Below are 20,638 nucleotides of genomic sequence, written 5' to 3'. Positions count from 1 at the left end.
CGCACCGATGCTGCTCATCACCTGTCCCTATTGCGGCCAGCGGCCCGAGCTGGAGTTCAGCTACGCCGGCGAGGCGCATATCGACCGCCCCGTGCGCCCGGCCGATCTGAATGACGAGGATTGGACGACGTATCTTTATACGCGCTCCAATCCGAAGGGCGCGCACGCCGAACGGTGGCGGCACCTGCACGGGTGCGGGCGCTTCTTCAACGCCATCCGCGACACGCGCAGCGACGTTTTCCTGGCGACGTACAAGGTCGGCGAACAGGCCCCGGAGGTGGATTACGCATGAAGACCGCCGATCACCGGATCGCGCGCGGCACCGTGATCCGCGACACGACGATCCACTTCACCTTCGACGGTAAGCGCTATGCGGGGCGGGAGGGGGATACGCTCGCCTCCGCGTTGCTCGCGAACGGCGTGCATCTGGTCGGCCGATCGTTCAAATACCACCGTCCGCGCGGCGTTCTGGGCGCAGGTGCGGACGAGCCCAACGCGCTGGTCGGCATTCGGCGCGACCGTGCGCGCTACGCGCCCAACCTGCTGGCGACGCAGGTGGAGCTGTATGACGGGCTCGATGCGGTCAGCCAGAACCGGCACCCCAGCCTGGAAAACGACCGCATGGCGGTCAACGACAAGCTGCTCAGCCGCTTCATTCCGGCCGGCTTCTACTACAAGACGTTCATGTGGCCGAAAAAGGCGTGGGACCGGCTGTACGAACCCCGCATCCGCGAGGCGGCCGGGCTGGGCGTCGCACCGTCGGATCCCGACCCCGATCACTATACGCAACGCTACGCCCATTGCGACGTCCTGGTGATCGGCGGCGGCCCCGCCGGCATCGTCGCGGCGCGCGAGGCGGCGGAGACAGGCGCGCGGGTGATCCTGTGCGACGATCGCGCGCGGCTCGGCGGATCGCTGCTGGCGGCGGTCGATACCGACATCGCCGGGCAGCCCGCGGCCGACTGGCTGGACGATACGCTTGCGGCGCTCGCCGCGCTGCCCAACGTCACCTTGCTGCCCCGCACGATCGCCTTCGGCTATTATCCGCACAATTGGATCGGTTTGACCGAGAAGCTGACCGATCACCTCGCGTCGCCAGCGCCCGGCCGCCCGCGCGAGCGGTTGTGGCAGGTGCGCGCGGCGCAGGTGGTGCTCGCGACCGGCGCTATCGAGCGCCCGCTGGTGTTCCCCGACAACGACCGGCCGGGCATCATGTTGGCGGATGCGGCGCGCACCTATCTGCAGCAATATGGCGTTGCGGTGGGGCGGACGATCGCGATCGTCGGCGCCCATGACAATGCCTATCGCGTCGCGCAGGAGATGGAGGCGGCAGGCGTCACGGTCGCGGCGGTCGCGGATATCCGTCCCCGCTCCGCCGTGTCGGAGGCGGCGCGGCAGGCGGGCCTGCCGGTCGTCACCAATGCGAAGATCGATGGGACGACCGGCGGGCTGCGCGTCGCGTCGATCACCATTACCGCTGATGGGGCGACGCGCCGTTACCCCTGCGATGCGGTGCTGATGGCGGGCGGCTTCACCCCCAGCGTCCACCTCTTCTCGCAGTCGCGCGGCAAGCTCGCCTGGGATGAGGCGCTCCAGGCCTATCTCCCGTCCATCTCCGCCGAGGCGGAGCGATCGGCGGGCGCGTGTCGCGGCCGCTTCGCGCTGGCGGAGGCGATCGCCGACGGGATCGATGCTGGACGCGACGCAGCGTCGGCCTCGGGCTTTGCCCCGTCCGCATCAGCTGCGGTGCCCGCCGTGTCCGTCCGCCACGCCCAGGGCGTGGGCGGCTATATGGGCGCCGCACCGACGACGAGCGACCTGACCAAGGCCAAGGCGTTCGTCGACTGGCAGAATGACGTGACCGCCAAGGACATCATGCTCGCCACGCGCGAGGGGTTCCTGTCGATCGAGCATGTCAAACGCTACACGACGACCGGCATGGCGACCGACCAGGGCAAGCTGTCCAACATCAACGCGCTGGGCATCGTGTCGGAAGCGACGGGACGGTCGATCCCGGAGATCGGGCTGACGACCTTCCGCTCGCCCTATACGCCGGTGACGTTCGGCACGCTGGCGGGCCATGCGCGCGGCGATCTGTTCGATCCGGCGCGGATCACCGCGATCAACGATTGGGCGCGGGAACATGGCGCCGCGTTCGAGGATGTCGGCAACTGGCGCCGCGCGCATTACTTCCCGCGCAGGGCTGAGGACATGCACGCGGCGGTGAAGCGCGAATGCGTAGCCGTCCGGCAGGGCGTCGGCATCTTCGACGCCTCGACGCTGGGCAAGATCGAAGTGGTCGGCCCGGACGCGGCCGAGTTCATGAACCGCTTCTTCGTCAACGCCTGGACCAAGCTGGGCGTCGGCAAATGCCGTTACGGCGTGCTGCTGCGCGAGGACGGCTTCGTGATGGACGACGGCGTGGTCGGACGGCTGGCGGCGGATCGCTTCCACGTCACCACCACGACGGGCGGCGCGGCGCGCGTGCTGAACATGATGGAGGATTATCTCCAGACCGAATGGCCTGACCTCAACGTCTGGCTGACCTCCACCACCGAACAATGGTCGGTCATCGCCGTGCAGGGCCCACGCGCGCGTGAGGTGATCGCGCCGCTGATCGAGGGGCTGGACGTCTCGGCCGAGGCCTTCCCGCACATGAGCATCGCCGACGCCCGCATCTGCGGCGTGCCGATGCGGCTGATGCGGGTCAGCTTCACGGGCGAATTGGGTTTCGAGGTGAACGTGCCGAGCGGTTACGGCCGCATGGTGTGGGAGGCGATCTGGGCGCGGGGCAAGGCGTTCGACATGGTCCCCTATGGCACCGAGACGATGCACGTCCTGCGCGCCGAAAAGGGCTATATCATCGTCGGCCAGGAAACCGATGGCACGGTCACCCCCGACGACGTTGGCCTCTCCTGGGCGATCGGCAAGGCCAAGCCCGATTTCGTCGGAAAGCGTTCGCTGGCGCGCCCCGCAATGTCCGCGCCCGATCGCAAGCAGCTGGTCGGCCTCAAGACCGTCGATGGCAGAACGGTGCTGGAGGAAGGCGCACAGATCGTCACGCCGGCCGCCGCCACGACGCCGATCGGCCATGTCACTTCGGCCTATTACAGCGCGGCGGTGAACGCGCCGATCGCGCTGGCGCTGGTGCGCGGCGGTCGCGCGCGGCTCGGCGAAACGCTGCACATCCCGATGCCGGCAGGGCCGATCGCGGTGCAGGTCGTCTCGCCCATCTTCTACGATCCGGAAGGCACCCGCATCGATGTCTGACCTGTCTCCCGCCACGCCTTTCTCAGGCAGCACCGCGTCGATTCGCCCGCTGGGACATGCTGGCCGCGCCGTCTTGCGCTGCCCGGCGACGATGATCGACACGGTCGCAGAGCGTCTGGGCGTCGCGCTGCCGATCGAGGCCTGTCGGTCCGCCGAGGCTGCCGGGCTGTCGGCGCTGTGGCTCGGGCCGGACGAATGGTTGCTGCTGGCGCCGGACGCATCGGACGATTGGGTGGCCTCGTTGCAGGCGCGGCTGGGCGATGCCCTGTGTTCGCTCGTCGACGTCAGCCACCGCCAGGTCGCGCTGGAGGTGAAAGACGGCGCCGTCGATGCGAAGACGCTGCTGGCGAGCGGCTGCGCGCTGGACCTGTCGCTGCGCGGCTTCCCCGTCGGCATGTGTACGCGCACGATGTACGACAAGGCGGAAATCGTCCTGTGGCGCCGCGCGCCCGACCGCTTCCATATCGAGGTGTGGCGGTCGTTCGCCCGCTATGTCGAAGGGCTGCTGCGGATCGCCGAGGCCGAGGCGTAAGCGATGCTCGGCGTACGGGACCTGTTTCGGATCGGCATCGGGCCGTCGTCGTCGCACACCGTCGGGCCGATGCGGGCCGCCCACGCGTTCGCCAGCACCTTGCGGGCCTCGACCTTCGCCCGCATCCGCTGCGACCTGCTGGGCTCGCTCGCCTGGACGGGGACGGGCCATGCGACCGACACGGCGGTCGTATTGGGCCTGGCGGGCTTCCTGCCCGACACGATCGAGCCGGAGCAGATCGACCGGGTGGTGGAGCAGGCGCGTAACGATCGCAGCCTGATCGTCGCGGGGCGCGCCATCGCCTTCGATCCCGATACCGACATCGTGTTCGACCGCGACAGCGAGACGCCCGTCCATCCCAACACGCTGCGCTTCTCCGCGTTCGATGCCGATGGGGCGGTGGTGGTCAGCGAACGCTGGTGTTCGATCGGGGGTGGCTTCATCGTTCCCGAAGACCGGGTCGGCGACGCGACGCTGGAAGAGGACGAGGCGCCGCCGCCATTCCCGTTCCGGCGCGCCGAAGAACTCCTCGCCATCTGCCGCTGCCATGGTCTCAGCATTGCAGAGGTGATGCGCGCGAACGAATTGTCGCGCACCTCGGCGGCGGAGCTCGACGCCTATCTCGATCGCATCATCGACGTGATGATGACCTGTATCGACAGGGGAATGCAGACCGATGGCATCCTGCCCGGCCGGCTGAAGGTGCCGCGCCGCGCCCGCCCGCTGCGGCAGAAGCTGGACGGCGATCGCTTCCGCAACCGCCAGGCGCCGCACAGTATCATGGACCATGTCAGCCTGTTCGCGATCGCGGTGAACGAGGAGAATGCGGCGGGGGGCCGCATCGTCACCGCCCCGACGAACGGCGCGGCCGGCGTCGTGCCGGCGGTGCTGCGCTATTATCGCGATTTCTGGCCCGGTGCCGACCGTGCCGGGATGCACGACATGCTCCTTACCGCCAGCGCGATCGGCGTGCTGACCAAGCTCAACGCCTCGATCTCGGGCGCAGAGGTCGGCTGCCAGGGCGAGGTGGGGACGGCGAGCGCGATGGCCGCCGCGGGGCTCGCTGCGGTGATGGGCGCGACCGATCTGCAGGTGGAAAATGCCGCCGAGATCGCGATGGAGCATCATCTCGGCATGACCTGCGATCCGATCGCGGGGCTGGTTCAGGTGCCCTGTATCGAACGCAACGCCTTCGGCGCCGTGAAGGCGATCAACGCCGCCTCGCTCGCGCTGCGCGGCGACGGCAAGCATATCGTCTCGCTCGATCAGGTCATCGAAACGATGATGCGCACCGGCACCGACATGCACGCCAAATACAAGGAAACGTCGCAGGGCGGCCTTGCCGTGAATTTCCCCGAATGCTGAATGGTGGATCATGACCGAAGACGAATTATACGCCGAATTCGCCAAAGCCGGCATCGCCACCGAGACGATTGAACATCCCCCAGTCTACACCGTCGACCAAAGCACCGCGATTCATGACGCGCTGCCGGCGGCGCATACGAAGAACCTGTTCCTCAAGGACAAACACAAGCAGCTGTGGCTTATCGTCCTGCCGAGCGATCGGCGTGCCGATTTGAAGGCCTTTGCGGAGCTGCTCGGGGCGGGCAAATTCTCGTTCGGCAAGGCGGACGAGATGGAGCAGGTGCTCGGCGTCTCGCCCGGTTCGGTGACGCCGCTGGCGATCGCGAATACGACGCCTGGTGAGGTTTCGCTGGTGTTCGACGCCGCATTCGCCGGGTCCGACCGGATCGCCGTGCATCCGTTGCGGAACACCGCCACCGTCGCGATGCCCTTCGCCGCGCTCGTGACGTGGCTCGAAGCGCGCGGACACGCTGTGCGCACCGTAGCGCTCCCTTGATCGGTCGAGCACGGTGCGATCGTCGACATTGGCGCCGAATTGCGCGGATCACGATGAACGTCCGCATCGCGGATAGGGGACGCTGAAAGGGCTGATCATGTCCACCAAGCTGTCGCCCGGCTTCGACCTCAATTCGGTGGAGGTCTTCATCCTCACCGCCGAACTCGGGGGGATGACGCAAAGCGCGCGGCATCTGGGCATGACGCAGTCCGCCGTGTCCCAGACGATTTCGAAGCTGGAGCAGGCGCTTGGTGCCCGCCTGTTCGATCGTACGATGCGCCCGGTGGCGCTGACGCCGGCGGGCAAGCTGCTGCGCCGGGATGGCGGTGAGCTGATCGCCGCGGCGAAGCTGCTGGCGCGTGAGGTGCGCGACGAAACCGCCCGGCCGGCCGATTGCATCACGATCGCAATGGCCGAAAGCCTCGCCAATCACCTGACCGCGCCGCTGCTGAAGGCGGTCGGTCCGCGCGCGCTGCGCTGGCAGATGCGATCGGGTATCTCACTCATGCAGCAGCGCGAGTTCCTGTCGCGAAGTATCGATCTGCTCATTACCGGGTCGAGCCAGCTCGAAAATCTGGAGGAGGTCGAACACTTTCCGATCATGGACGAGGCGTTCGTCATCATCGCCCCGGCTGCGTATGTGGGCCCGCTGGAGCCGATCGAGACACTGACGGATCTCCCGCTCGTGCGCTATTCGCTGCTGTCGGCGATGGGGCAGCGGATTGAGAGGCAGTTGTCGCGGATGCGGATGCAAATGCCCAACGTGATCGAGGTGGATTCGACGTTTCAGCAGGTGTCCAGCGTCGCTGCGGGCGTCGGATGGAGCATTACCACGCCGTTATGCCTGGCGAGTCAGCTGGAGCTGTTGCCGGGACTACGCGTGGCGCCGATGCCGCGGGCGAGCTTTCGCCGCCGCATTCAATTGGTCGCGCGCAGGGGCGAGTTCGGCGGCCTGCCGCAGGAGATCGCGACGCGGTCGACCGCGCTGCTGCAAGCCGGCAAGCTGGCGCAGTTGATCGACAAAGAGCCCTGGATCGCCGATTGCGTGAGCTGGGGCGAATAGCCTAGCCGGCGGCGGCCCGGGGCAGCGCCGCGGTCGTCGCGGCCGCGGCCGTCTGCCGCGCGCCCGCCAGCGACGCCCGCGCTTCCAGCGGCGAACGGCCGAAGCGGCGCCGGAACATGCGGCTCATGTGCGAGGAATCGCAGAAGCCGCATTCGACCGCGATCGCCGTGATCGACTTGTCGGTGGTTTCCAGCATGTGCTGCGCCAGCGACAGCCGCACGTCCATGAACGCGACCTGCGGCGAGACGCCGAGCGCGGTCTTGAACCGGCGTTCGAGCTGCCGTTTGCTCTTGCCCATCCGTTCGGCGATGCCCGCGACCGACAAGGGCATGTCGATGCTCTGCTGTGTGATCAGCAACGCGCGCAGGACGATCGGATCGTCGGTGCGATAGTTGAGCATCGCACCCGGCTGCGCCTTTTCGCCGCCCAGCGCCTCGTCGATGATCATGATGTGCAGGCTTTTGCTCGCCTGCGCGCGGCCGACGTGGCGGTCGACCAGATAGGCGGCGAGATGCGCGGAACTGGCGCCGCCCGAACAGGTCAGCCGATCGCGATCGACGATGAAGATGCGGTCGGACACCGGATCGAGCCCGTCGAACTGTTCCAGAAAGTCGCGATGATGGAACCAGCTGACGCAGCATTTATACCCGTCGAGCAGGCCCGCGCTGTGGAGCAGGAAGGCACCGGTACAGACGCCAACCAGCGGTATCCCCAGCGCCGCCGCCCGGCGCAGATAGGCGGTATATTCGCTGCCGAACCCATCGATTTCGTCGATCAGCCCGCCGACGACGACGATATAGTCGAAGCGGGCGGGGTCGCCGAGATGTTCATCGGGCTGAATGGCGATGCCGGAGCTGGACGGGATCGGCGACGAGCTGTCGGATATCACCTTCCAATCGCAGGCGATGTGTCGGCTGCGATCGCCTTCATCGGCGGCAAGGCGCAGGACGTCGACGAAATTGGCGAAGGCGCAGAGCGTGAAGCGCCGGGCGAGGATGAAGCCCACCGACAAACGCAGGCCCGCCGCCCGACGGCGCAAGGACGCGTCCAATACCGATTGCGCCATGCTCCAACCCGCCCCCAGTTCGAGAGATCTTGCACCCCATGTCGTAGAGTTTGTGGTGGTCTGACGCAATTATCCTTTCCCGCCCCGCAGAGCTTGTCGCAAACCTACTGAGGTTCAAGGCTAATCTTGCATATCCGCGCGGATCGGCGCGGCGGGGGGTGGCAATATGAAAGTCTTGGTGCCGGTCAAACGGGTGGTCGACCATAACGTCAAGATTCGCGTCAAAGGCGACGGATCGGGCGTCGACCTCGCCAATGTGAAGATGTCGATCAATCCGTTCGACGAAATCGCGCTAGAAGAAGCGGTTCGCCTGAAAGAGGCGGGGGTCGCGAGCGAGATCCTGGTCGTGTCGATCGGCCCGGCCCCGGCGCAGGACGTCTTGCGCACGGCCTTGGCGGTGGGCGCGGACCGCGCGATCCTGATCCGCGCGGACGCGATGCCCGAACCGCTCGGGGTGGCGAAGGTGCTGAAGGCGGTGGTGGACGACGAACAGCCCGGCCTGGTCCTGCTCGGCAAGCAGGCGATCGATGACGATGCCAACCAGACCGGACAGATGCTGTCGGCGCTGCTCGGCTGGTCGCAGGCGACGTTCGCATCGCACGTCGCGATCGCGGAGGGCCGGGCGACGGTGACGCGCGAGGTCGATGGCGGGCTTCAGCTGATCGACGTCGCGCTGCCCGCGGTCGTCTCGGTCGATCTCCGCCTCAACGAGCCACGCTATGCGACGCTGCCCAACATCATGAAAGCCAAGAAGAAGCCGCTCGAGGAGCGCGCGCTGGCGGACTTCGGGATCGATGTCGCGCCGCGCCTTGCGATCCTGTCGACCGAAGAGCCGGCCATGCGCGGACCGGGTGTCCGCGTCGCCTCGGTCGCCGAGCTGGCCGACACGCTGAAGGCCCAGGCCTGTGTCCTGTGATCGCGATCGGGAGAGCCCGGAAATGACCGTCCTGCTGCTTGCCGAACATGACAATGTCACGCTGTCCGAATTGACCGCGCGGGCGCTGACCGCCGCGTCGCAGATGGGCGAGGCGGTCGATATCCTCGTCGCGGGGCGGGGTGCGGATGGCGTCGCGGCAGCGGCGGCGCGGTTGTCCGGTGTGCGCCGGGTCCTGCTGGCCGACGCTCTCGCCTTCGAGCATCGGCTGGCCGAGCCGACCGCCGCGCTGATCGTGGCGCTGGCCAAGGACTATGGCGCGATCGTCGCACCGGCGACCAGCACCGGCAAGAACGTGCTGCCGCGCGTCGCGGCGCTGCTCGACGTGATGCAGCTGTCCGAAGTGACCGAGGTGGTCGCGCCCGACACGTTCAAGCGCCCGATCTACGCCGGCAATGCGATCCAGACGGTGCGATCGCGTGACGCCGTCAAGGTGGTCACCGTCCGCACGGCGGCCTTCGCACCGACCGCGTCGGGCGATGGCACCGCCGACGTCGTCACAACCGGTGATGGCGGCGATGCCGGCGATCCCAACCTGTCCCGCTTCGTCGAGGACCGGTTCGCGGCGAGCGACCGGCCCGATCTGGGCGCGGCGCGGATCGTCGTGTCGGGCGGCCGGGCGCTCGGTTCGGCGGCGCAGTTCCAGGCGACGATCCTGCCGCTCGCCGACAAACTGGGCGCGGCGGTCGGCGCATCGCGCGCCGCGGTCGACGCCGGCTATGCGCCCAACGACTGGCAGGTCGGCCAGACGGGCAAGGTCGTCGCCCCCGAACTCTACATCGCCTGCGGGATATCCGGCGCGATCCAGCATCTCGCCGGGATGAAGGACGCCAGTGTGATCGTCGCGATCAACAAGGATGCGGACGCGCCGATCTTCCAGGTCGCCGATTACGGCCTGGTCGGCGACCTGTTCGACGTCCTGCCCGAACTCGAACGCCAGCTCTGAGCCATCGAAAGGCCGTCCATGACCGAGAAAACCTATGTCGTACGGCTGGGCTGCAAGGACCAGCCCGGTATCGTCGCCACCGTGACCACCGTCCTGGCGCATATGGGCGGCAACATCCTGGAATCGAACCAGTTCTGGGATCGGCAGGCGGACCATTTCTTCCTGCGGATCGCGATCACCGTCCCCGCCTGGGTAACGCGCGATGCGATCGAGGAGGCGCTGCGCCCCGCCACCGCCCGCTTCGCGCTCGACCTGACGGTCGTCGACGTCGCCGAACGCCCGAAGATCATCGTCATGGTCTCGAAGTTCGACCATGCGATGCACCACCTGCTCTACCAGATCAAAGTGCGCTGGCTGAACGCCGAGGTCGTCGCGATCGTCTCCAACCACGACGGGGCGCGCGCCGCGGCGCAGATCGAGGGCGTGCCGTTCCATCACTGGCCGGTCACCAAGGACAACAAGGCCGAACAGGAGCAGAAGCTGCTCGCGCTGGTCGAGGAAACCGGCGCGGAGCTGGTGGTGCTCGCCCGCTACATGCAGGTGCTGTCGAACGACCTGTCCGAACGCCTGTACGGCCGGGTGATCAACATCCACCATTCGTTCCTGCCGAGCTTCAAGGGCGCCAAGCCCTATCATCAGGCGCACGAGCGCGGCGTGAAGCTGATCGGCGCGACCGCGCATTACGTCACGCCCGACCTGGACGAAGGGCCGATCATCGAACAGGAAACCGAGCGCGTCAGCCATATGATGACGAGCGAGGATTTCGTCGCCGCCGGGCGCGACATCGAATCGCGCGTGCTGGCCCGTGCGGTCAAATACCACCTCGAAGGGCGGGTGATGCTCAACAGCCACCGGACGGTGGTGTTCACGCCCTGAGCGCCGCGTCGACCATGGTCACGCCCCCATCACCGCGCTGCGTCGGCGCGATCCCGTACCGAGAGGAATAGAGAATGGCTGCGCTCCCCGAAAAGGCCCGTGTCGTGATCGTCGGCGTCGGCGGCATTGTCGGCGCATCGGTCGTCCACCATCTGGTCGAGCGGGGCTGGACCGATATCGTCGGCATCGACAAGTCGGGCGTGCCCACCGACATCGGCTCGACCGCGCATGCCTCCGACTTTTGCTACGCGACCAGCCACGATTATCTGACGACGTGGACGACGCTCTACTCGATGAACTTCTTTGAGAAGATGGGGCATTATTCGCGGATCGGCGGGCTGGAGGTTGCGCGCGTCGGCGACGATCAGCGGATGGACGAGATCCGCCGCAAGGTCGCCTCGGGCAAGGCGTTCGGTACGCGCGCGGAATTGGTCGACGCCGCGACGATCAAGGCGAAGTTTCCGCTGATCGAGGAAAGCCTGATCCAGGGCGGGCTGTGGGATCCGGATGCAGGGCTGGTCGTGCCGCGGTCGCAGACGGTGGCGGGCAAGCTGATCGACCAGGCGGTCGATGCCGGCGCGCTGACCGTCTTCGCCAACAATCAGGCGGAATCGCTGATCATCGAGGATGGGCGGATCAAGGGCGTCGTCACGACGCGCGGCACGATCATGGCGGATTACGTGGTGGTGTGCACGGGCCTGTGGGGGCGGCTGATCGCGGAGATGGCGGGCGAGGACCTGCCGGTCTTCCCGGTCGACCATCCGTTGACCTTCTTCGGGCCCTATACCGAGTTCGAGGGGACGGGGAAGGACATCGGCTATCCGCTGCTGCGCGATCAGGGCAATTCGGCCTATATGCGCGACACCGGCGACCCCAAGACGACCGAGGGCGGCCAGATCGAATGGGGCTATTACGAGGAGCATGCCCCGCGCCTCGTCCACCCGCGCGATCTGCTGGAAAAGGAATTCGCCCGCCTGTCGCCGTCGCAGCGCGACCTGGAGATGGAGCAGATCATCGCGCCGCTGGAGCGCGCGATGGAACTGACGCCGATCCTGGGCGAGCTGGGCTATAACGAAAGCCATTCGTTCAACGGGTTGCTGCAGACGACCACCGACGGCGGGCCGTCGATCGGCGAGAGCCAGAAGGTGCGCGGCCTGTGGTATGCGGTCGGCATCTGGGTGAAGGACGGCCCCGGCATGGGCAAGCTGGTCGCCGACTGGATGACCGACGGGCGCACCGCGATCGACCATGCCAGCATCGATTATGCGCGCTTCAACCCGTTCCAGCTCGAGCCGACGTTCATCGAGGAACGCTGTCTGGAGACGGCGGCCAAAATCTACAACCCGCCGGTCCACCCGCGCGAGCCGTTCGCGGGCGGTCGCGGCATCCGCCGCTCGCCTTTCTGGGAGCGCGAGAAGGAACTCGGCGGCTATTTCATGGAACTCGGCGGGTGGGAACGCGCGCATGGCTATGCCGCGAACGAGCATCTGCTGGAGAAATACGCCGATCAGGTGCCGGTGCGCGAGAATGAGTGGGACAATCGCCACTTCTGGCGCGTGTCGAACGCCGAACAGCTGGAGCTGAGCGCCGACTGCGGGCTCATCAACCTGTCGCACTTCCATATCACCGATATCGAAGGGCCGGATCATGTCGCGCTGATGGAATGGCTGTGCGCGGCCAAGGTCGGCGGCGATGCGACGGTGGGGAAGGGCGTCTACACCCATTTCCTGGATGACGAGGGCAATGTACGCGCGGACTTCACCGTCTTCCGCCTGCCCGACCGCTGCCGGTTGGTGAACGGCGCCGATGCGGGGCCGCGCGACGTCCATTACATGCGCCGCGTGGCGCAGGATCGCGGGCTCGACGTCACCGTCACCGACGTGACCGAGAAGTACGTGACCGTCGGCATCTGGGGCCCGAACGCGCGCGTCAATTTGCAGAAGGTCGTCGAGGACCCCGACGCGCTGTCGCTGGAGAATTTCCCTTTCGCCGCGATCCGCACCGTCCGTATCGCCGGCAAGGACGTGATGGCCTTCCGCATTTCCTATGTCGGGGAGCAGGGCTGGGAACTGCACATGGCCTATGAGGACGGGCTGGCGGTGTGGGACGCGCTGCGCTCCACCGGCGTCATCGCGGTGGGAATCGAGACCTATGCGAACTCGCGTCGCATGGAGAAGAGCCTGCGTCTCCAGAATGCCGACCTGCTGACGCACTATAATTTGCTGGAGGCCGATCTGGCCCGTCCCAAGGCCAAGGAGGCCGATTTCCGGGGCAAGGCCAAACATCTGGAACACCGCGCCCGCGAGCATCAGCCGGCCAAGCTGTGCACGCTGGTGATGACCGACAACACCGACGCCAAGGGCATGAAGCGCTATCCGGTCGGCATCCTGCCGGTCATCGATCCCGAAACGGGCGAGGTGCCGGTCGACGAACTGGGGCGGCGGTCCTACACCACCTCCATCGCCTATGGCCCCTCGATCGGCAAGAATATCGCGCTGGCCTATCTGCCCTGGGCGCTCTGTCAGGAAGGGCGCATGCTGGAAGTCGAGTATTTCGGCGAGCGCTATCCGGTCGAGGTCGCGTCGGTGGGCTATCGCCCGCTGTACGACCCCGACAATCGCAAGCCGAAGAGCTGATCGTCCGGCGTCGGTGGCCAGCGTGCGATACGTCATCCGTCTGGAAAATTGCGCCTTCTTCGCCCGGCACGGCGTGTTCGACGAGGAGGAGCGGCTGGGTCAGCGCTTCTATGTCGATGCGCAGGTACAGGTCGATGCCGCACTCGGCGATGATGGCTGCGGCATCGTCGGCACAGTCGATTACGGCGCGCTCTTCGCCGAGATCGAGCGGCTGGTGCGCGGGCGACGGCACCTGCTGATCGAATCGCTCGCGCTGGAGATTGCGCGGGGGCTATGCGATCGCTTTCCCGCCGTCGCGGGCGCGGTTATCCGGCTGCGCAAGCCGTGCGTGCCGATCGATGGCATCCTGGACCATGTCGAGGTGGAGGTCGCGTGGCCACCCGCGGACACGATCACGACTGCCGATGCCACGGTGTCGCGATCGCAGGGCGCGGGCGACGCACCTGTCCTATTTTCGGCAGACCGCGTCTGAGTATCGTGGCGACCATTAGGAATTATCGCGTTGCTCATAAGGCTGGCGGCGCAAGAATGGCATGGGTCCCGCTGCGCCGACGTGCGGCGGGGTCGGGGACTGCGTGGGGAAGGATGGCATGATGGACGCCCGTAGCGAGATGCTGGATCTGATCCGCCACCGGAAGCAGGGCTACTCGCTGCCCCAGCCCTTTTACGTCGACCAGCAGTTCTTCGATCTGGACCTGGACCTGATCTGGTATCGGGACTGGCTGTTCGCCGGCCATGATTGCGAGCTGACCAAGCCCGGCAGCTATTTCACGCTGCAGGTCGGCGCCTATCCGATCGTCGTGGTGCGCGATCGCGACGGCACGCTGCGCGCCTTTCACAACAGCTGCCGGCATCGCGGCAGCCGGGTGTGCAAGGCCGAACGCGGGGTCGCGCCCAAGCTGGTGTGCCCGTACCACCAATGGACCTACAATCTCGACGGCTCGCTCGCCTTCGCCCGCCAGATGGGGGAGGGGTTCGACCGCACGCAGCATGGCCTGAAGCCCGTCGCCTGCGAGAGCGTTGCGGGGTATATCTTCATCTGCCTCGCCGATCGGCCGCCCGCCTTTGCGCCCTTCGGCGACCTGATGCGCCCCTATTTCGCGCCCCATAATCTGGCCGACGCCAAGATCGCGTTCCAGTCGACGATCGTCGAAAAGGGCAATTGGAAGCTCGTCTGGGAAAACAACCGCGAATGCTATCATTGCGCGGGCAGCCATCCCGAATTGTGCAAGACCTATTCGGAATCGCCCAACGTCACCGGCGTGGCCGGCGGCGAGGAAGACCCGGAAATGGCGGAGCATTGGGCGCGGTGCGAGGCCGCCGGGCTGCCCGCGCAGTTCCGTATGCACGACAGCGGGCAATTCCGCGCGATCCGCGCGCCGCTGCTGCGGGAAGCGGAAAGCTATACGATGACCGGCAAGCGGGCGGTCGCGCGCGGCCTGTCGGAGAGCGTCACGGCCGACCGTATCGGTGCGCTGATGCTGTTCAACTATCCGACGACGTGGAACCACGTGCTCGTCGATCATGCCGTCACCTTCCGCGTGATGCCGATCGGCCCCAACGAGACGGCGGTGACGACCAAGTGGCTGGTGCACAAGGACGCGGTCGAGGGTGTCGATTATGACCTCGATACGCTGACGCACGTCTGGACGCAGACCAACGATCAGGATCGCCGCATCGTCGAGGAAAATGCGGTCGGCATCCGATCGCCAGCCTATGAGCCCGGCCCTTATTCGCCGTTGCACGAAGGCGGGGTGATCCAGTTCGTCGACTGGTATACGCGCGCGATCGAGGCGCGGTTGGGCGACACGGGTCAGGACCGCGTGCGGCGGGTCGCGTGATCGCACGCCGCCGGAGCGGGCGATGACGGCTGGGCGGTATCTGCACCTCGACGAGATGTCGCCGTGGAACGACCGGCTGCATCATCTGGAAGTCATCGGCATCGCCGACGAGGCGCCGGGGGTGAAGACCTTCACCTTCCGTTCCGATCCCGACCGCTGGTTCCGGTATCGTCCCGGCCAGTTCGTGACGCTGGAACTGCCCGCGGACGGTGGCCCGCTGTTGCGCACCTATACGCTGTCGTCCTCGCCCTCGCGCCCCTTCTCGATCGCGGTGACGGTGAAGGCGCAGGCGGATAGCGTCGGCACGCGCTGGATGTTCCAGCATCTGCGGATCGGCGCGCGCATCCGCGCTTATGGTCCGGCGGGGCAGTTCACGCATGTCGCGCATCCCGCCGCGCGCTATCTGTTCCTGTCGGCGGGATCGGGCGTCACCCCGATGATGTCGATGCTACGCTGGATGGCCGATTGCGCGCCCGACAGCGACGTCGCGTTCGTCACGGTCGCGCGGCGGCCGGAGGATATCATCTTCCGCCGCGAGCTGGAATTGCTCGACCGGCAGATGCCGAACCTGTCGCTTGCGATGCTGGTGCGCGACACGCCGCCGGGCGAGACGTGGAGCGGGCATCGCGGCCGGCTGGATGCGGCGCGGCTGGCGATGCTGGTGCCCGACCTCCTCGCGCGCGAGGTGTTCTGCTGCGGCCCGGATGCCTTCATGGCGCTCGCCGGTGACATCGTGCGCAACGCCGGGCTCGACATGGCCCGGTATCACCAGGAGAGTTTCGGCGAGGCGTCGGCACCGGCGCCGAGCGAGCAGGTGGTGCCCGCGCCCTGTGCAACGGGCGAGGCGGTGTCGATCACCTTCACCGCATCGGGCATCACCGCGCCGTGCCAGCCGGGGCAGACGGTGCTCGAGGTCGCGCGTCAGGCCGGCGTCCGTATTCCCGCGGCGTGCGAATCCGGTCTGTGCGGGACGTGCAAGATCCTGAAGCAGCACGGCAGCGTCGAAATCGCGCACAATGGCGGCATTCTGGATGACGAGATCGAGGAAGGATATATCCTAGCCTGCTGCTCCCACCCGCATCACGATCTGCACGTCGACGCCTGAGGGGGGCGTCGCGCCCCGCATGACCCTATCGCTCGGCTGATGGCGATGAGGGCTGGCGCCTGAGCGGCGCGGGCCCGTTCAGTCGACGATCGCGATCAGCGCCATCAGTGCAAAGCCGCACCAGGGCGCCAGCTGTCGCGCGATGCCCAGCGCCTGTGCCGTCGTGCGATGGCGCTGCATGCCGAAGTGCAGGAACGTGCCGGCGCCCAGCGCGAGGATCGTCGGTTTGGCGAGCGGCCAAGCCTGCTCCTGCCGCGTCGCCACCGCGCCCAGCACGACGCCGAGCGGCAGGGCGACGACGAACGCGCTCTGCACGATCATCGCCTTGCGGCGGGACAGCGAGCTGTCGGTCAGGATCTGCGCCAAGGAGAAGGACGCCGCGCCCTTGTGCGCAATGAGCGCGAGAAACAGCACGAGAATGGCGGCCTGACGCGAGGTGGCACCTAGCGCCGCGCCTGCCAGGAAACTGTGGGCGGCGAGGGCGATGGCCGCGGCGAGTGCGGGGGCAGCGGACCGGCCGCTTCCCCATGCCAGACGTTCGAGCAGGGCGAGGCCCATGATCGTCGCGCCGCAAATGACGAACGGCCAGGGATAGCTGGCGCCATAGGTCCAATAGCCCTGCGCGGAATCGGGCAGCATGTGGATCAGGCCCGCACCCAAGAAGATGCCGGCGGCCAGCGCATCCGCGGTGGCGGCGACGGCGGACCTGCGCGACGACGGGGTCGTGCGAAAAACCGGTGCGGCTGCGGCCATCGCGACGACGACCAATATTGCGGTGAGAAGACCAAGAAGAAGGTCCCGGTGCATGATGCTGCTGCTCCCGTTCGGTCCTGTCAGCGGGGCGGTCGTGGGGCGCCCGTCCTGCCGCGCTTCAGCGCCGTGAGGCTGTGTCTTCGATTGTGCGTACGACGCGGCCGATTGCGGTCCGTCACAACGTTGCGGGTCGATCCGCTTCCGTGATGCGGATCGACGGGGATGCGTGACCCCTGAGGCGGGGTAGGGGGCTTAGCCTATCATGGCACGACGTCATCGGCCGTGCTGGGGCATCGGCATGCGCCGCAGACCGTTGCCATCGAGCCATTGTCGATCGCGCGTGTCCGTCGGCCGTCCAACCGGCAGCAGGTGCAGGAGAGGGGGCATTCGTTCTTCGTCCCATATCTGACACAACGTATGCGATGGTATAACGTCGCTCGCAATTGGCATTTTGAGGACGGATGCTTGCTATCGCTTGCGTCATTGGTCCGCGATCGAGGAATTGTCGGAAATACTCCGTTATTGGGAGGATGCAGCCTGCGTGTGCTGAGGCTCAGCCTCTGGGGCGGATGCGCGTCCGAGACGTTATCCCCGTCGCGTGGCATCGACGCCATAGCGCGTGGACTGGAGAGGCAAGGTGACCGCAAGCCCGCGTGAAACCGCGCTCATGCTGCTCGCATCCCGTGCGGCGGACGCGACCGTCTGCCCGAGCGAGGTGGCGCGCGCGATCGCACCGGAGGGCTGGCGCGCGGCGATGCCGTCGGTCCATGCCGCCGTCGACACGCTGGTCGAAGAGCGTCGCGTTCAGCTCAGCTGGAAGGGGAAGACGCTCGCCAAACGCAGCGGTCCCTATCGGATCGGCCGCGCGGTCGCGCCCTGACGGGCGATCCGCGACCGTCGCCGGAGCGCCGACGGTCGCAATCCCGGCCCGCTCAGTCGGCGGCGGTTCCTGCCGGGGCGGGCCGGGCGGCCTGCTTCGGCTTGACGTAGCGATCGAGCCAGTCGGTCATCTGCCACAGCGTCTCTTCGGTCGATTCCAACGCGCGATAGCCGTGCGGCTCGTTCGGCAGGACGACATAGCGGACGGTCGCGCCATTGCCCTTCAGCGCGGCATACATCCGCTCCGACTGGATCGGGAAGGTGCCGCTATTGTCGTCCGCGCCGCCGTGGATCAGCAGGATCGGCGCCTTGATCCGGTTCGCATAGGTGAACGGGCTCATCTCGGTATAGGTGGGCGTCGCCTGCCAATAGGTGCGCTGTTCCGCCTGGAAGCCGAACGGGGTCAGCGTGCGGTTGTACGCACCCGATCGGGCGATGCCGGCGCGGAACAGATCGGTGTGCGCAAGCAGGTTGGCGGTCATGAACGCGCCATAGCTGTGGCCGCCCACCGCCATGCGGTTACGGTCGCTAACGCCAAGCTTCACCACTGCATCGACGGCGGCCTCGGCATCCTCGCGCAGCTGTTTGACATAGGTGTCGTTCGCCTCTGCGCCGCCTTCGCCGATGATCGGCATCGCGGGATTGTCGAGGATCGCATAGCCTTGCGTCAGCAGGAACAGATGGCTGATGCCGCGCGGGCGCACGAAGCGATTGCCTTGGTCGACCGTCTGCCCGGCGACCTTGGCGTCGGTATATTCGGCCGGATAGGCCCAGAGCAACGTCGGCAGCGGCCCGTCGCGCTTGGCGTCATAGCCGGCCGGCAGATACAGCGTCCCCGACAGCGGCACGCCATCGGCACGGGCATAGGTGATCGTCTTCTGGGTGACGCCCGCGAACACCGGTGCCGGATCGGCGAAGGCGGTGACGGCCTTTGCCTGACCGCCCTTGACGCTGCGGATCATGTAATTGGGTGCGAGCTTGGCGCTCTCCCTTCGGGTCAGGATCCGCTGTCCGCTATCGTCGAGCAGCGCCACGACGCTTTCGTAATAGGGCGCCTTGGCCGTCCACAGCCGCGTCTGTTCGCCGCCGGCGAGGGGCATGGTCGCGAGGAAGGGGAAGGCGCCTGCCTTGGTCGCGCCGTCACCGCGCACATAGACGGCGTCTTGGCGGGGGGTGAAGCGCATCACGCGCTTGCCCGCGGCATTGTCCTCCAGGATCGGATCGCCGGGGTCGCCATATTGATCCTGATAATTGCGGGTGAGCAGCATCCGGCTCTCACCGGGACGCGATGGAGCGACGGCCTGACGATGTTCGGTGCGCGACCGCCATTCGCGGTCGATCACCATCGCAAAGCCGTCGTCGCCCCATAACGTCGTCGCGTAGCGCGCGGGCGTCTTGGCCAGCTCGACCGGCGCGGCGTCGAAGGGCGCGGCCTGCATCATTACCTTGTCGTGGAAGGCGATCTTCACGCGCGGGTTGCCGCCATCGAGCGCTTCGGCCCAGACCAGCGTCGCGGGCGCATCGGCGCGCCATTCCGCGTCGCGCGGGCCTTTGACGGTTGCGTCGAAGTCGACGGGCAAATCGTCGGCCAGCGGGCGGTCGACGAGCGTCTTCACCGGCTTGCCGTCGATCGTCGACACCGCAATCTCGGTGGGGAAGAAGCGCGCGGGCAGCAGATAGGAATAGGGCCGCTTCAGCCGCTCGGTCAGCAGGTAGCGGCCGTCGGGCGACACGCTGAAATCGGTGATCAGCCCCGGGGTTCCGATCGGCTGTGCGGTTCCGTCCAGCGCGACGCGGGTCAGCTGGCCGGTGAAATAATGGTCGAACAGCGCCTCGTCATGCGCGTCGCCGAGCAGATCCTCATAGGTGCGCGCGGCCGAGGTGCGGCCGTTGCTTTCCTGCACCACCGGGCCGGTGGGCGTAGTCGACGCGACCGGTGCGGGCCCGCGCCCGGCGGGGACGGTATAGGCGATGAGGGCTTTGCTGTCGGGCGTCCAGACGAACGGCGTGCCGAAGCTGCCGTTCAAACCCTTGGCGACGACGCGTGCGCTACCGTCGCGATCCGCGATCCAAAGCGACAGGCCGTCGGGCTCCTGCGCGTAGAAGGCGACGTGGCGGCCATCGGGCGACCAGTCCGGCGCGGCGAACCGCAGCCCTGCCGGCAGGCGTGCGGCCACGGTTCGGCGGCTCGCGATATCCTTGAAGCTCAGCGCGTTCAGCCACTGCACGCGAACCTCGGCCTGACCGTTGGTCGCGGGGTCGATCCGATAGCCGCCCAGCCGCAGGATCGGCTTGGAGAGATTGGCGATCGACGGCAGGTTCTCGCGCCCGAAGATGGCGAGCGTGTTGTGATCGGGGCTGACGGCCACCGCGGGAGTGGGGGACGCCTCCAGCGCCTTGGCGATGGCATCCGGTGCGCGGTGATAGGTGGTGCCGGCCGGCTGGGCATGGACCGTGGTGGCGAGCAGCAGAGCGATCAGGCAGGCACCAGCGCGCATTCGTAACCCCTTATGTGACGGTTCGTTCATGTGCCACGAGGCCATCGCGCCGGCCAGTGATTTCGGGATCGGTTGCGTGCGGTGGGGGCTTCGCGACGAGATTTCGGGGCAAGGTCGGGGCCGGGCGAAGGCGGCGTCGGTAGTGTGCATTGGGAACCGTGGCGTGATCGCACGACACGGGCGTCCACCATATGCCGGACGTGCGCTCCCACGGCCGGCGGTGCCGCGTAGATACCCCGGACGCCTAACTCCTGTGATTTTCAGCAATATATAGAAACCCGCGCAGGGGGATGGAAACACTTGGGCTCGAACCAAGGACCGGCTGATTAAGGGTTTGGCGAAGTGTCTGAGAACGCGGCGTGGGAAACCTCGTCAGGG

General features: G+C 66.9%; 17 protein-coding genes. 14 read left to right on the top strand and 3 right to left on the bottom strand.

Translation table 11 applies throughout. The features are described 5' to 3' along the window. Nucleotides 1-7 precede the first annotated feature (7 nt). The 6 genes from A7E77_RS00790 (at nucleotide 8) to A7E77_RS00765 (ending at nucleotide 6,726) form a co-directional block, all read left to right on the top strand. Entirely contained in the window at nucleotides 8-292 is a 285-nt protein-coding gene (locus A7E77_RS00790) for a sarcosine oxidase subunit delta (RefSeq protein ID WP_017979106.1), read from the top strand. Continuing rightward, the gene (locus A7E77_RS00785) at nucleotides 289-3,270 is read left to right on the top strand and encodes a sarcosine oxidase subunit alpha family protein (protein ID WP_063685203.1); all 2,982 of its coding nucleotides are present in this window, start codon (nucleotides 289-291) and stop codon (nucleotides 3,268-3,270) included. Before A7E77_RS00790 ends, A7E77_RS00785 begins: the two co-directional genes overlap by 4 nt. A gap of 91 nt (nucleotides 3,271-3,361) precedes the next feature. Further along, nucleotides 3,362-3,802, top strand: coding sequence for a sarcosine oxidase subunit gamma (locus A7E77_RS00780; RefSeq protein WP_078462185.1), 441 nt, complete (start codon nucleotides 3,362-3,364; stop codon nucleotides 3,800-3,802). A 3-nt stretch (nucleotides 3,803-3,805) separates the two neighbouring features. Continuing rightward, complete coding sequence (locus A7E77_RS00775; RefSeq protein ID WP_063685199.1) at nucleotides 3,806-5,167, top strand: L-serine ammonia-lyase; 1,362 nt, start codon at nucleotides 3,806-3,808, stop codon at nucleotides 5,165-5,167. Nucleotides 5,168-5,177: 10 nt separating this feature from the next. After that, on the top strand, nucleotides 5,178-5,663 hold the full coding sequence (locus A7E77_RS00770; RefSeq protein WP_063685198.1) for a prolyl-tRNA synthetase associated domain-containing protein: 486 nt from the start codon (nucleotides 5,178-5,180) through the stop codon (nucleotides 5,661-5,663). Between the two features lie 97 nt (nucleotides 5,664-5,760). After that, the gene (locus A7E77_RS00765; protein WP_063685197.1) at nucleotides 5,761-6,726 is read left to right on the top strand and encodes a LysR family transcriptional regulator; all 966 of its coding nucleotides are present in this window, start codon (nucleotides 5,761-5,763) and stop codon (nucleotides 6,724-6,726) included. A 1-nt stretch (nucleotide 6,727) separates the two neighbouring features. Here the strand turns inward: A7E77_RS00765 and A7E77_RS00760 are convergent, their stop codons facing one another. Then, nucleotides 6,728-7,792: a GlxA family transcriptional regulator gene (locus A7E77_RS00760; RefSeq protein ID WP_017979100.1), complete on the bottom strand. Its 1,065-nt coding sequence runs from the start codon at nucleotides 7,790-7,792 to the stop codon at nucleotides 6,728-6,730. A gap of 166 nt (nucleotides 7,793-7,958) precedes the next feature. Between A7E77_RS00760 and A7E77_RS00755 the strand changes: the two genes are divergently transcribed. The 7 genes from A7E77_RS00755 (at nucleotide 7,959) to A7E77_RS00725 (ending at nucleotide 16,130) form a co-directional block, all read left to right on the top strand. After that, nucleotides 7,959-8,708, top strand: coding sequence for an electron transfer flavoprotein subunit beta/FixA family protein (locus A7E77_RS00755; RefSeq protein ID WP_063685196.1), 750 nt, complete (start codon nucleotides 7,959-7,961; stop codon nucleotides 8,706-8,708). 22 nt (nucleotides 8,709-8,730) lie between these two features. Next, on the top strand, nucleotides 8,731-9,672 hold the full coding sequence (locus tag A7E77_RS00750; protein WP_063685195.1) for an electron transfer flavoprotein subunit alpha/FixB family protein: 942 nt from the start codon (nucleotides 8,731-8,733) through the stop codon (nucleotides 9,670-9,672). 18 nt (nucleotides 9,673-9,690) lie between these two features. After that, nucleotides 9,691-10,548: a formyltetrahydrofolate deformylase gene (gene purU, locus A7E77_RS00745; protein ID WP_043059671.1), complete on the top strand. Its 858-nt coding sequence runs from the start codon at nucleotides 9,691-9,693 to the stop codon at nucleotides 10,546-10,548. Between the two features lie 74 nt (nucleotides 10,549-10,622). After that, nucleotides 10,623-13,184 carry a GcvT family protein gene (locus A7E77_RS00740; RefSeq protein ID WP_063685194.1) on the top strand — a complete coding sequence of 854 codons (2,562 nt, stop codon included), beginning with the start codon at nucleotides 10,623-10,625 and terminating at the stop codon, nucleotides 13,182-13,184. 22 nt (nucleotides 13,185-13,206) lie between these two features. Then, on the top strand, nucleotides 13,207-13,656 hold the full coding sequence (folB, locus tag A7E77_RS00735) for a dihydroneopterin aldolase (protein WP_226341794.1): 450 nt from the start codon (nucleotides 13,207-13,209) through the stop codon (nucleotides 13,654-13,656). 118 nt (nucleotides 13,657-13,774) lie between these two features. Next, nucleotides 13,775-15,025, top strand: coding sequence for an aromatic ring-hydroxylating oxygenase subunit alpha (locus A7E77_RS00730; RefSeq protein WP_226341793.1), 1,251 nt, complete (start codon nucleotides 13,775-13,777; stop codon nucleotides 15,023-15,025). A 22-nt stretch (nucleotides 15,026-15,047) separates the two neighbouring features. Then, nucleotides 15,048-16,130: a hybrid-cluster NAD(P)-dependent oxidoreductase gene (locus A7E77_RS00725; RefSeq protein WP_063685190.1), complete on the top strand. Its 1,083-nt coding sequence runs from the start codon at nucleotides 15,048-15,050 to the stop codon at nucleotides 16,128-16,130. Between the two features lie 78 nt (nucleotides 16,131-16,208). On the opposite strand, the gene A7E77_RS00720 is transcribed toward A7E77_RS00725, so the two are convergent. Beyond that, on the bottom strand, nucleotides 16,209-16,937 hold the full coding sequence (locus tag A7E77_RS00720; RefSeq protein WP_226341792.1) for a ZIP family metal transporter: 729 nt from the start codon (nucleotides 16,935-16,937) through the stop codon (nucleotides 16,209-16,211). A 613-nt stretch (nucleotides 16,938-17,550) separates the two neighbouring features. On the opposite strand from A7E77_RS00720, the gene A7E77_RS00715 reads away from it, so the two are divergent. After that, nucleotides 17,551-17,763 carry a DUF3253 domain-containing protein gene (locus A7E77_RS00715; protein ID WP_063689595.1) on the top strand — a complete coding sequence of 71 codons (213 nt, stop codon included), beginning with the start codon at nucleotides 17,551-17,553 and terminating at the stop codon, nucleotides 17,761-17,763. A 52-nt stretch (nucleotides 17,764-17,815) separates the two neighbouring features. Here the strand turns inward: A7E77_RS00715 and A7E77_RS00710 are convergent, their stop codons facing one another. Beyond that, the gene (locus tag A7E77_RS00710) at nucleotides 17,816-20,260 is read right to left on the bottom strand and encodes an alpha/beta hydrolase family protein (RefSeq protein ID WP_063685186.1); all 2,445 of its coding nucleotides are present in this window, start codon (nucleotides 20,258-20,260) and stop codon (nucleotides 17,816-17,818) included. Nucleotides 20,261-20,638: the final 378 nt, after the last annotated feature.

Origin of the sequence: Sphingomonas sp. NIC1, assembly GCF_001638925.1 — a bacterium.
In the GTDB taxonomy this organism is placed as follows: domain Bacteria; phylum Pseudomonadota; class Alphaproteobacteria; order Sphingomonadales; family Sphingomonadaceae; genus Sphingomonas; species Sphingomonas aquatilis.
This window is presented reverse-complemented; position numbering and strand designations above follow the sequence as displayed.